Raw genomic sequence first — 12,693 nt, 5'->3', positions numbered from 1 at the left:
TTTTAAAAATAAATTTTTTTAATGATTAAGACCGATATACTAATAATTGGCGCGGGACCTACGGGTCTTTTCGCAGTTTTTGAAGCAGGACTATTAAAATTAAAATGCCATTTAATTGATGCGCTACCTCAAGCAGGTGGGCAGTGTTCTGAAATCTATCCTAAAAAACCTATTTACGATATTCCTGGTTTTCCAGAAGTCTTGGCAGGCGATTTGGTAGATAATCTTATGGAACAGATTAAGCCATTTCAACCCGGTTTTACCTTGGGTGAGCGTGCTGAAACTATTAAGAAATTAACCGATGGTTCTTTTGTGGTTACCACCAATAAAGGTACTGAGCACCATGCTCCAATAGTAGCAATTGCAGGTGGTTTAGGGAGTTTTGAACCCCGTAAACCATTATTGGAAAATTTGGCAAAATTTGAAGATAATGGCGTTGCTTATATGATTAAGGATCCTGAGGTGTATCGCGATAAAAAAGTAGTGATTGCAGGCGGAGGTGATTCTGCTCTCGATTGGAGTATTTTCTTAGCTAATGTTGCATCAGAAGTAACCTTGGTACATAGAAGAAATGAATTTAGAGGGGCATTAGATTCTGTTGAAAAAGTTCAAGAATTAAAAAATCAAGGGAAGATCAATCTAGTGACCCCAGGAGAAATTATAGGGTTAAATGGTATCAATTCACTGGAGTCTGTTTTAATTCGTAAGACTACTGATGCCAAAGAAGATATCACTTTAGCTGTAGATGCATTTATTCCTTTATTCGGACTTTCTCCTAAACTAGGGCCTATTGGTGACTGGGGTTTGGAGATAGAGAAAAATGCAATCAAAGTTGATACATTTGATTATCAAACCAATATACCCGGTATTTATGCAATTGGAGATGTCAACACATATCCGGGTAAATTAAAATTAATACTATGTGGCTTTCATGAAGCAACATTAATGTGCCAAAGTGCTTTTCAAAAAATATTCCCAGATAAGAAATATGTTATGAAGTATACTACCGTAGGTGGTGTCAGTGGTTTTGATGGAAGTAAAAAAGAAGCGCCTAAAGCAGTTGTAAAGGCAATAGAATAAAATAGTATGAAATGTCATTCTGAGCTAAGTCGAGCGACTTAGGAGATGGAAATTAAAAAATTGTTACTTAAATGACAGATGTAAAATTAAAAATCATAGATAGAGACGGAGTGTTACATGAAATAGACGCCCCGACCGATATGAACATGAACTTGATGGAGGTTGTTCGTTCTTATGAACTAGCTCCTGAAGGCACCATAGGTATCTGTGGCGGTATGGCAATGTGTGCTTCTTGTCAATGTTATATAAAGTCTAATCATGAACTACCAGAAATGTCTGATGATGAAGAAGCAATGCTTTCTGAAGCATTTAATGTAAAAGATAATTCAAGATTAGGATGCCAACTACATATTTCTGAAGATATGGATGGCTTAGAGGTAGAATTAGCTCCAGAAGAAGCTTAATACGCTTCATTGCGAGGAGCATTGTAGCAACGAAATAATCTGTTTAATTCGTGTTTAAAACTGCCAGTTAGACGTGCTGCGCTAACTAAGAAAATAAGAATTTTTACTCCGTCCTTGCGAGAAGTAACCTAGAAACCACTTTATAGAATGAAAGTTGCAAATAGGGTTGTATCGATTTTAATAATTACCATGAATCTTTACTTTTTCCCTTATACGATTATCATTATTAAAAATATTGAAGGTCCAATTGAATATGGATATTCAATTATTCCTATCACTATTTCAATTAATATTTTACTAATTACTGCCGTACTTACATTTAAACATAGGTTTAGTGAAAGTTTATTGTTGCTTGTAATTAATGGTTTAGGTTTAATCTGGGTATTGTTTGTGCTATGGCTATTATTGACTGTTCCATTAATGGATTGAGAAAATAGAATTTAACCATTAACCAAATTAAATTCTCGCTTGATATGTAAATAAATTATGGTACCTGCCCTCTGTAGCAATTAATTCATCATGCGTACCTTGCTCTGCAATGCGTCCGTTTTCTATGACTAAAATCTGATTTGCTTTTCTAATGGTACTCAAACGGTGAGCAATTACAAAAGTAGTTCTCCCTTTAGTAAGTTCTGCCAAACTTTTCTGAATCAGCGCTTCACTTTCTGTATCAAGGTTAGAAGTAGCTTCATCCAATATTAAAATTCTTGGGTTGGCCAAAACAGCTCGGGCAATTGCGATACGTTGTCGTTGTCCACCAGATAATTTAACGCCGCGTTCACCAATTAATGTTTCTAATCCGTCTTCAAACCGGTCTGTAAATTCATTTACATAAGCAGCATTTACTGCTGCGGTCAATTCTTCTTCGGTAGCATCTGGTCTAGGAAAAAGAATGTTCTGGCGAATTGTACCTTCAAAAAGAAATTCATCTTGTAAAACAACACCTAAATGTTTTCTGAAACTACCTAAGTTAACCTTTGCAATGTCTTCTCCATCAACGGTTATCATACCCGACTGCGGATTCAAAAAAGTAGCCGCCAAACCTGCAATGGTACTTTTTCCAGATCCGGAACTCCCTACAAGGGCTATGACTTCGCCAGATTTAGCTTCAAAACTAATATTGTGAAGCACTTCTTTATCCTCTTCATAAGCAAAAGAAACATCATCGAAAATAATATTGCCTTCCAAGTTTTTTAAGAATTTGGTTCGGTTCTCTTCATCAGACTCCGGGGTCATATTCATCAATTCTTCTGTACGGTCTAAACCGGCTAGGGCTTCGGTCAGTTGACTTCCAATATTACTCATTTGAACAATTGGAGCTACCATTAGCCCCAACAAAAATGTGAAGGTCAAGAAATTACCAATGGTCAATTCATCCATCATAATTTTATAACCACCTATACCCATAATACCCGTTGTTGCTAATCCCAATAAAAAAGTAGAGGAGCTAGTCATAAATGCGGTGGCTGTCAAACTCTTTTTTACATTTAAAAAAAGCCGCTCCACACCTTCCTCAAAGATTTTATTTTCTTGCTCCTCAGCGTTAAAACCCTTAATAACTCTAACGCCACCTAAAGTTTCGGTCAACCTGCCTGTTACCTCGGCATTGATTTTACCTCTATTTCTAAATATGGGGCGAATTATTTTAAAAGCTTTTAATGCAATCAAGGCAAAAATAGCGAGGGGCACTAAAGTGAAAATGGTCATTGTCCAACTAATACGTAAAAGTAAAATCAGCGAAACTACCGCTGTAATAGTACCACCTACCAATTGAACTAATCCTGTGCCAATTAGGTTTCTAACTCCTTCTACGTCGCTCATGATACGGGAAACCAAAGCTCCAGATTTTGTGTTATCGAAAAAACGAATAGGAAGGGAAAGCACTTTTTTCTGTACCTGAGCCCTTAATTCAGAAATTAAATATTGTGCTTGAACACTTAATATTTTGGTCAATAAAAATGAAGTTACCGATTGAACTAATATGGCTATTGCTACAGCACCAACCAATAATTTTAATAGTTCAATGTTTTTATTAGGAATAATATCATCCATTAAGTATTTAAGGGATAGAGGAGCAACAAAGCTCGCTGCTTTGCTAATAACTATTAATAGAAGACCTATAAATACTAGCTTTCGCCTGGGCCAAATTATTGTTTTGAATGCAGAAAGTATAGTTACTTTATTTTCGGACATGAAAAGTTGATTTTAAAAGTCTGCAAGTTACTTTAAATCTAAAGATTTGATGGTTTCTTAGCAAGGTTTTGAAATTGATGCCGAGTCTAGATAAAGGTTTTTATATTTGATAAACCCGACTATTTATTTATGCTCAAAAAAATACACGTACTTCTTTTATTATTTGCGTCCCTATTAGCTCATGCACAGCAACAATATTATGAGTTACATGAGTTTGTGACGGATAGTGCCCAAATATTTAATAATAATCAAGTTCAAGATTTAAACGAAAGACTTGTAGATTTTGAACAGAAAACTACAAATCAGATTGTAATTGTTACAATTGAGCAGTTAGGTTTTGAAACTATTGAAACCTATGCGAATGGCATTTTTAATCAAAATGGTATTGGTCAAAAAGATAAGGATAATGGCTTACTAATAGTATTCTCAGAATTAGACAGGGAAGTCCGTATTGAGGTTGGGTATGGTTTGGAGCCCTACATAACCGATGCCGTTTCTTCTAGAATTATTCGAAATACCATGATTCCCAATTTTAAGGAGGAACGCTATTTTGAAGGAATTAATGAGGCTATAAATCAAATTATTGAATTTTTAAATAATCCTGAGGCGCTCGCAGAATTCAAACAAGAAATTGAAGAGAGTGAACGTAAAGATGATATGATTGGCTTTGCTTTTTTGTGCCTTTTTCTATTAGTTTTTATTGTAGTAGGTGGTTTCTTCTTTTTCAGAAGTTATAGAAATATCATTGAGGTTTTTAGAGGTATTTTTATTGGAAAGCTTGGGGTGCTACCTGGGCTGTTTATGCTTATTAGCGGCTCTTTGTCCTCATTATTCGGTCTTCTTTTTATGATAATACCGTTAGCAGTGGCTTATAGTGTCTACGCATCAGACCATAACATAATGACTAACATTGTTGACCGCCCAATTGAATTGTTATGGGTGTTGGTACCATTTTTCGTGATTGCAGCATTCATTGCTTTCGTAAAGATTAGAATAATGGGTGAGGAAAATTTGAATATTTCATGGATTAAAAATGATAAAACCTATTATAGAAAAACTTTTTCATCATCGGGATCACACTCATTTGGCTCAGGTTCCTCTGGCGGAAGCTCAAGCTCATTTTCTGGTGGAGGTGGAAGTTCTGGTGGTGGTGGCTCTAGTGGAAGCTGGTAAAATTCAACTACTTTTATATACCTTCAAAAAATCGTTAATAGAACAATTATGAATAGAATTATTTACTTGTTAGTTTTTGTATTGATTATGGCCTGTAAGGCTGAGAACACGAAAGCCCCAGAGGTCGAGAAATGGGAAGCGCAAGCGGCAAATATTGAAATTATAAGAGATGATTACGGAGTGCCTCATATTTACGGTAAAACCGATGCTGATGCCGTTTTTGGGTTGTTATATGCACAATGTGAAGATGATTTTAATCGGGTAGAGCAAAACTATATTTGGGCTATTGGTCGGTTGGCAGAAGTGGAAGGTGAAGAAGCGTTGTACAGTGATTTGCGTGCAAAATTGTTCATGAGCGAAGAAGAAGCAAAGGCAAATTATGAGAGGAGTCCCGCTTGGTTAAAGAAATTGTGTGATGCTTTTGCTGACGGTGTAAATTATTACCTGTATACCCATCCTGAGGTAAAACCAAAATTACTAACACATTTTGAGCCGTGGATGCCTATGTACTTTAGTGAAGGTTCTATAGGTGGTGATATAGAGCGAATTTCTACAAAGAAGATTGCTGCTTTTTATGAAAGTGATATGGCGCTTCCAGAAATGGAACAATTGCAATTAAAAAAGGAAAAAGAAGCTGAAGAGCCGCAAGGTTCAAATGGTATTGCTATCTCTGGAAAATTGACACAGTCTGGGAATTCGATGTTATTGATTAATCCGCATACCTCATTTTATTTTAGGGGAGAAGTTCATGTGGTTTCAGAGGAAGGATTGAATGCGTATGGCGCAGTAACCTGGGGACAATTTTTTGTATACCAAGGGTTCAATGAAAAAACTGGATGGATGCATACATCAACCTATACCGATGTGATGGATGAATTCAAGGAAACGATTGTTAAGAATGATGAGAATTTGTTTTATCAATATGGGGAAGAGCTAAGAGAGGTGAAATCTGATGAGATTAGTTTGAAATATTTGGTTGGAGACCAATTAAAAGAAAAAACCTATCCCGCTTATCGAACACACCACGGACCTATAACTCATGTAGCTGATGGCCAATGGACAGCTTCAGCTATGATGTGGGAACCTATAAAGGCACTTGAGCAATCTTTTATTAGAACTAAGCAAAGTGGGTATAAAGGATTTCGCGAGATGATGGATATCCGCACCAATTCAAGTAACAATACGGTGTACGCCGATGCAGAAGGGAATATTGCTTATTTCCACGGAAATTTTGTTCCTAAAAGAGATGTAACGTTTAATTATGAAGTACCTGTAGATGGGAGTAATCCTAAAACAGATTGGCAAGGGTTGCATACTGTCGATGAAAATATTTTGGTCTTGAATCCAGAAAATGGATGGATTCAGAATTGTAACTCCACACCCTATACTTCAGCATTGGAGTTTAGTCCGAAAAAGGAAGATTACCCTAATTATATGTCGAAAGACCAAGAGAATTTTAGAGGAGTGCATGCCATTGAATTGTTGACAGATAAAAAGGGGTATACCATTGATAGTTTAATTCAATTAGCGCATGACCCATATTTACCTGCTTTTAAGGCTTTGATTCCTGGGTTGGTAAAAGCATATGACGCTAGCCCAAAAGAAGAATTAAAAGAAGCGATTGAGGTGATTCGCAATTGGGACTATAAAACTTCAAAAGAATCTGTAGCGATGACGTTAGCAAATTTTTATGGTACTTTATGTTACCAAAAAGCAGTTCGACCAACGGGACTTAATAGTATGGAGTTGGTAGAATATTGGGGAAGTGATTCTCCAAATACAGAAAAGCTAGCGGTATTTGAAGAAGCTATAAAAATTTTAAATGATGATTTTGGAACATGGAAAATGCCATGGGGTGAAGTCAATCGATACCAACGTTTAACAGGAGATGTTATGCAACCTTTTAATGATAGTTTGCCAAGTGTTGGGGTAGGATTTGCATCAGGAACTTGGGGTGCGCTTGCAGCTTATGGTGCTAGATATACGGCGCCAGGTGCTAAGAAAATATACGGTACACGAGGTAATAGTTTTGTGGCTGTAGTTGAATTTGGGGATAAAGTACAAGCAAAAACAATATTAGCCGGGGGGCAAAGTGGCGACCCAACTTCACCACATTTTAACGACCAAATCGAAAAGTATTTGAATATAGATTGGAAAGATGTGGCTTTTTATCGCGAAGATGTATTAAAAAGAGCGCAAGAAACATATTTACCTGGAAAAAGAAAGTAGTATATTTAGCTAGTAGTCAGTATAGTAAGTGTATTAATCCTAAAACCAACCAACCAAGCATGGAACTAAAAATTGAAAATCTAAGCAAAACCTATTCAAACGGTGTTAATGCTTTAAAGGATATAACATTGACTATTCCTCAAGGAATGTTTGGTCTTTTAGGACCAAATGGTGCAGGAAAATCTTCGCTTATGCGTACAATGGCTACATTACAGCAGGCTGATTCTGGGTCTATTACCATGGGTGATATAGATATCCTTAAGGATACAGATAAAGTAAGGGAGATGTTAGGATATTTACCACAAGAATTTGGGGTCTACCCTAAAGTTACATCCTATAAAATGCTAGATCATATAGCATCTCTAAAAGGAGTTTCCAATAAAGGTGAACGGAAAGAACTAGTAGAGGCCCTCTTGAACAAAACAAATTTATGGCATGTTCGCAATAAGAGTCTAGGTACGTATTCTGGTGGTATGAAACAACGCTTTGGTATCGCCCAGGCTTTGATAGGATCACCTAAATTAATTATAGTAGATGAACCCACTGCAGGTTTAGATCCCGCAGAACGAGTTCGGTTCCACAACTTATTAAGCGAAATAGGTGAGAATACGATTATTATTCTATCCACACATATTGTAGATGATGTTGCCAACCTATGTAAGAATATGGCAATTATCTGTTTAGGTGAAGTGGTGGCCCAAGGAAACCCAACTGAACTGATACAACGTGTTCAAGGCAAGATTTGGAAGAAAATGATTGACAAGAAAGAGTTAGATAATTATAAATCTAATTTTCAGGTTATATCGACTCATTTAAAAGCTGGTAGTACGGTAATTCATGTATATAATGAGACTAGGCCCGATGAAACTTTTGAACCAAGTCCGGCTAATTTAGAAGATGTGTATTTCACTGAAATAGCAGCACGTCTAAATGAAGTAACGGTATAATTCAATTTCACCAACCTAAAACCATCTGCCATGTTCATTGAAATATTTTTATTTGAATTAAATTACCGACTTAGAAGGCCTGCTACTTGGGCTTATTTTGGAATACTTTTTATTTACGCATTAATTCTTTCTATTGGAGGGCTTAGCGGTGGATCCGAAAAGGTCTTTTTAAATTCGCCTGCATCCTTGGCTTCAACGTTGAATGTTATAAGCATATTTGGTATTATGCTTGCGAGTGCAATTATGGGAGTGCCTGTTTATAGAGATATTGAACATGGAACCCAAAACTATTTGTTCAGTTATCCAATTAGTGAAAAGGGCTATATTTTAGGTCGATTTGCGGGCTCTATGGCTACTTTGTTTTTAGTAAGTTTAGGCCTTATTCTTGGTTTTATGATTGGTTATGCAATTGGGCCATATGCTGGGTATGAGCCAGCCGAGCGCTATGCGAGTTTTAATTTATGGCATTATTTACAACCTTCCTTAATATTCTACTGGTCTAATTTTTTCTTTACAGGTTGTATATTTTTCGCCCTAGTTGCCCTTACAAAACGTATCATGTTAGCCTACGCTGGTGGTGCAATATTATTTATTATTTATTTGGTAACCTTGACCTTGACCCAGGATATTGAAAATAAGGAATTGGTAAGTTTGTTAGACCCATTTGGTTTTGGAGCACTAAATAATACCATCCAATATTGGACACCAGAAGAACAAAATACACTAACCATACCTTTTAAAGATACAGTTCTATGGAATCGCATATTATGGTTAGGTATAGGTATTTTGATTTTTCTGTTTACGGTTTTTAGATTCGATTTTCAACGCTTTCTAAATAAAAAACTGGGTTCAAAAAAGAAGAGTATGGTAGACGAAAAGGAAATTTCCACTGCTGCTGTATTTACCAAAATACCCAAAGTTTCCCAAGTTTTTAGTGGAACCCATTATCTCAAATTACTTTTCAGTTTGTCTTGGATGGAGTTTAGAAATATCACAAAAGATCTATTCTTTAAGGCAATTCTAATAGCGGCTGTGGCATTTCTGTTTTTTGATGGATGGTTTGGCAACCCTACATATGGTACGCCAATGTTACCTATGACGTATTATATGTTAGAGATAAAGGACTTTACCTATGTTATCCTCATTTTTATCCTTATTGTTTTTATGACAGGTGAAGTACTACACAGAGAAAGAGGTGTAAAATATGAACAGATTTATGGGGCGCTTCCATTACCAAATTGGGTAATCTATGGTTCTAAATTTTTGGCATTAGTGTTTATCTGTTTCATTTTGGTAAATATGATTCTCGTTAGTGGTGTACTTAACCAAGTACTCCAAGGATATTTCAATTTTCAATTTGATATGTACTTTACGGATCTCTACTTAATTGAGTTTCCGAAGTATATTACCTACGTTATGTTGGCATTTTTTGTTCATGCCCTTATAGCGAAAAAGTTTTTAGGCCATGTAATTACAATTGCTATTTGGGCCGGACTCTTTGCTATAAATAGCTTAGCCGATATTGATTATAACATGGCATTATATGGGTATGCACCAGGCTATACCATTTCTGATATGAATGGTTTTGGTCATTTTTTAGCTGCACAAAATTGGTTTCGATTGTATTGGTTAGGATTTGGGGTACTTCTAACGGTAATAGGACTCCTGTTCTGGAAACGTGGAACGGATTCTGGTATGAAAGCCAGGTGGAAAGAAGCGCGACAACGTTTAGGGGGCAAGGTTAAAATTGCAATGGTATTTGGTGCATTGATATGGATAGGTGCGGGAGCGTATGTTTATAATAACGTAAGTGTTATAAACTCATATAGAACAGTCAAGGAAGGAAGGGTATTGTCGGCTAATTATGAGAAGGAACTGAGCAAATACAATTATATAAATCAACCAAAATTTACTGATATAAAGGTAGACGTAGATTTGGTTCCTGAAGAGCGCTATGCTACAATGTCTGGAACTTTTGAAATGGTCAATAAAGGTGATACGCCAATAGATTCTCTACATATTAATTGGGGGAATAATGAGTTGTTACAGACCGAGCTAATGAAATTGGCCGTTAATGATATAGAATTAAAAGAAGGTAAGGTGTTTGTAAATTTTGGATATAAAATTTATAAGCTCCCTAATAGAATGATGCCTGGCGATACGGTCACAATGAAATTGGCTCTTAAGCGAGGGTATAAGGGTTTTCCAAATGAGGGTAGTGGTTCTGATATTGTTTATAATGGTACGTTTTTAAATGATAGCTTTTTCCCATCATTTGGGTATAACCTTCAAGGAGAAATCACTAGTGATAAATATAGAAAGGAGTATGATTTACCAGAAAAGGAATATGTTGCACCACCTCAAGATGATAAATGGGGACTCAGTAATCTATTGTTCAATGATGATGCAGATTATGTGACTTTTGAAGGAACTGTAAGTACGGCTCCTGACCAAATTGCTATTATGCCAGGGTACCTGCAAAAGGAATGGGAGGATAATGGCAGAAAGTTCTACCATTATAAAATGGAAGGTGAGATGGATTACTTCTTCAACGTCTCATCTGCCCGATATGATATCTATAAAGAAGATTGGAAGGATAAAGATGGTAATAACGTAGCAATTGAGATTTTCCATCATCCTAGTCATAGTTATAATGTAGAACGTTTTGCCAAGGCCGTCAGACATTCATTTGATTATTTTTCTGAAAATTATGGACCATATCAATATCGTCAAATGCGAATCATTGAATTTCCAAGATACCAATCATTTGCCCAGTCTTTTCCAAATACGGTTCCATATGCTGAAAGTTTTGGTTGGACCGCCGATTTTAGCGATCCCGAAGATTTGGATTATGCCTATATGGTAACATCTCATGAGGTAGCCCATCAATGGTGGGGACATCAGATAACACCTTCAGCTACAAGGGGCGCAAACCAAATTTCAGAGTCCATGGCAGAATATTCTTCATTAATGGTAATGAAAAAGGAATATGGTGTTGATGCTATGCAAGATTTTTTAAAGCGTGAACTAGACAGTTATCTTAGAGGTAGGGCCGGTGAAAATAAATTTGAAAAGACATTGCTTGATAATGATACACAGGCTTATGTATGGTACAGAAAAGGGGGGTTGGTTTTATATGGTCTTCAAGACTATATAGGTGAGAAAACCTTAAACCAAGGATTCAAAAAATTTATTGATAATGCGGCTTTTAGACCGAAAGCTCCTTTTGCAACTTCTAATGAATGGTATGGCTATATAAAGGAAGTAACCCCAGATTCATTGCAATACTATTTAGAAGATAGTTTTGAGAAAATCACTTTATATACCAACAAGGTAAGTGAAGCAACATTTAAAAAACTTGACAATAATACGTTTGAAGTTCAACTTACTGTTGAAAGTGCGAAGAATTATTATGATGGTAATGGCAAAGAATTAAGTGCTCCTACACAATCTAATTTATTGGATATCGCTGTATTTCAGAATGATACCATCATCGATGGGAAAACAAAAAAAGTTCCGTTGATTTTAGAGAAAAAGTGGATCAAACCAGGGAAAAGCACTTTTACGTTTGTAACTAATAAAGAACCGATTAAGGCAGGGATCGACCCTTATAATAAAATGATTGATAGGATACCAGATGATAATTTGAAAAGTTTGGACGAGTTAGAATGAAATAAGTCGAAATAAAAAAACCCTAATTATATATAATTAGGGTTTTTTTGTTTCGGTGCCTTCTTAGATTGATATGCTGAATATCACTTTAAGATAATAGTTGGCTACTTTATTCAATCCAAGCATATTCATTAATTATCTGCAGTAGTAGTAACGAACTATAACTATATTAAGCAATTATAAGAAGAGAGTTGTAAATTGAAATATAGACTTTTGGATAAAAAGAAAAAATTGAATTACAGTACTGTTATTCTTTCGTCACAATCAACGTAGCTTTAGATCCTGCAGATAAAAGCCATTTGTTCGAATATATTAATTGGCCCTTATCATTATAAACATCTACTTGTGCTGTATTAGGTGCAGAAGACCCATGATTTAAAGCTTCAAAATCTAGACGGTTAAAGCCTTCTTGTAAATCAACATTAACACCTTTAAATGCTCCTGTTAACAGCAAGTTCGGTTCAACAACCATATCGTTCATGTAAATTTTAACACGATCCCCATCTACATATTCATGATCTCTACAAACAATACCTATAAACTTACCACTGCTTTTCACATCACCTAAATACTGGTCAGCAAAGAATTGTCCAGAACCTCCCAAACGCTCACCTGGCCCAATACGAGGGTCAATTTTCATACCTGTGCCAGCTTGAACCAATTCCTCATCGCGTAACATCTTTACGGTATTAGGATCTCTCATATTAAGATTGGGCTGTTCTTTAATTAAAGAGGGCATGTTTAAAACAGGTCCTGCGCTAGGCGTACCTTTTGGTTCTATCGGATTTGCCGCTTCTATCTTTATTGGTTTAGGGGTGGGGAATTCTGTCTGGGCATGAATTGTAGCCACAGTAGAAAAGCATAAGGCAATAAAAAGAAAAAAATGTTTCCTCATTTGGTTATCAATAATGATGAAATAAAGATAACAAATACCCTGCCATGCGTACTTAAGGCTTCGTTAAATTAATTTCGATACTGTATTTATTCGACGAATG

At 36.0% G+C, this 12,693-nt stretch carries 8 protein-coding genes; 6 read left to right on the top strand and 2 right to left on the bottom strand.

Annotated elements, in window-relative coordinates:
- Positions 1–21: 21 nt before the first annotated feature.
- Complete coding sequence (locus tag B5X55_RS03185) at positions 22–1,080, top strand: NAD(P)/FAD-dependent oxidoreductase (RefSeq protein WP_079511163.1); 1,059 nt, start codon at positions 22–24, stop codon at positions 1,078–1,080.
- A 71-nt stretch (positions 1,081–1,151) separates the two neighbouring features.
- Entirely contained in the window at positions 1,152–1,484 is a 333-nt protein-coding gene (locus tag B5X55_RS03180) for a 2Fe-2S iron-sulfur cluster-binding family protein (RefSeq protein WP_079511162.1), read from the top strand.
- Positions 1,485–1,940: 456 nt separating this feature from the next.
- Here B5X55_RS03180 and B5X55_RS03170 read toward each other — a convergent pair whose 3' ends face one another.
- A complete protein-coding gene (locus B5X55_RS03170) occupies positions 1,941–3,677 on the bottom strand; it encodes an ABC transporter ATP-binding protein (protein ID WP_079511160.1) in 1,737 nt (578 codons plus the stop codon).
- Between the two features lie 129 nt (positions 3,678–3,806).
- Here B5X55_RS03170 and B5X55_RS03165 point away from each other — a divergent pair, with 129 nt between their 5' ends.
- The 4 genes from B5X55_RS03165 to B5X55_RS03150 are packed head-to-tail and all read left to right on the top strand — an operon-like array spanning position 3,807 to position 11,698.
- Complete coding sequence (locus B5X55_RS03165; RefSeq protein ID WP_079511159.1) at positions 3,807–4,850, top strand: TPM domain-containing protein; 1,044 nt, start codon at positions 3,807–3,809, stop codon at positions 4,848–4,850.
- A 48-nt stretch (positions 4,851–4,898) separates the two neighbouring features.
- Positions 4,899–7,079: an acylase gene (locus B5X55_RS03160; RefSeq protein ID WP_079511158.1), complete on the top strand. Its 2,181-nt coding sequence runs from the start codon at positions 4,899–4,901 to the stop codon at positions 7,077–7,079.
- Positions 7,080–7,138: 59 nt separating this feature from the next.
- A complete protein-coding gene (locus B5X55_RS03155; protein WP_079511157.1) occupies positions 7,139–8,026 on the top strand; it encodes an ABC transporter ATP-binding protein in 888 nt (295 codons plus the stop codon).
- Between the two features lie 30 nt (positions 8,027–8,056).
- On the top strand, positions 8,057–11,698 hold the full coding sequence (locus B5X55_RS03150; protein ID WP_079511156.1) for an ABC transporter permease/M1 family aminopeptidase: 3,642 nt from the start codon (positions 8,057–8,059) through the stop codon (positions 11,696–11,698).
- Between the two features lie 247 nt (positions 11,699–11,945).
- Here the strand turns inward: B5X55_RS03150 and B5X55_RS03145 are convergent, their stop codons facing one another.
- On the bottom strand, positions 11,946–12,593 hold the full coding sequence (locus B5X55_RS03145; protein WP_079511155.1) for a hypothetical protein: 648 nt from the start codon (positions 12,591–12,593) through the stop codon (positions 11,946–11,948).
- Positions 12,594–12,693 lie beyond the last annotated feature (100 nt).

The sequence above is a fragment of the Maribacter arcticus genome (genome assembly GCF_900167935.1).
Lineage (GTDB): Bacteria > Bacteroidota > Bacteroidia > Flavobacteriales > Flavobacteriaceae > Maribacter > Maribacter arcticus.
The sequence above is the reverse complement of the archived record's forward strand: the minus strand, read 5'-3'. Positions and strand labels throughout refer to the sequence as shown.

What these genes read in the sequence shown, in the direction of transcription:
- B5X55_RS03165 (WP_079511159.1), top strand. Translation starts at nt 3,807, where the DNA reads ATGCTCAAAAAAATACACGTACTTCTTTTATTATTTGCGTCCCTATTA.
- B5X55_RS03185 (WP_079511163.1), top strand. Translation starts at nt 22, where the DNA reads ATGATTAAGACCGATATACTAATAATTGGCGCGGGACCTACGGGTCTT.
- B5X55_RS03155 (WP_079511157.1), top strand. Translation starts at nt 7,139, where the DNA reads ATGGAACTAAAAATTGAAAATCTAAGCAAAACCTATTCAAACGGTGTT.
- B5X55_RS03145 (WP_079511155.1), bottom strand. Translation starts at nt 12,593, where the DNA reads ATGAGGAAACATTTTTTTCTTTTTATTGCCTTATGCTTTTCTACTGTG.
- B5X55_RS03170 (WP_079511160.1), bottom strand. Translation starts at nt 3,677, where the DNA reads ATGTCCGAAAATAAAGTAACTATACTTTCTGCATTCAAAACAATAATT.
- B5X55_RS03180 (WP_079511162.1), top strand. Translation starts at nt 1,152, where the DNA reads ATGACAGATGTAAAATTAAAAATCATAGATAGAGACGGAGTGTTACAT.
- B5X55_RS03150 (WP_079511156.1), top strand. Translation starts at nt 8,057, where the DNA reads ATGTTCATTGAAATATTTTTATTTGAATTAAATTACCGACTTAGAAGG.
- B5X55_RS03160 (WP_079511158.1), top strand. Translation starts at nt 4,899, where the DNA reads ATGAATAGAATTATTTACTTGTTAGTTTTTGTATTGATTATGGCCTGT.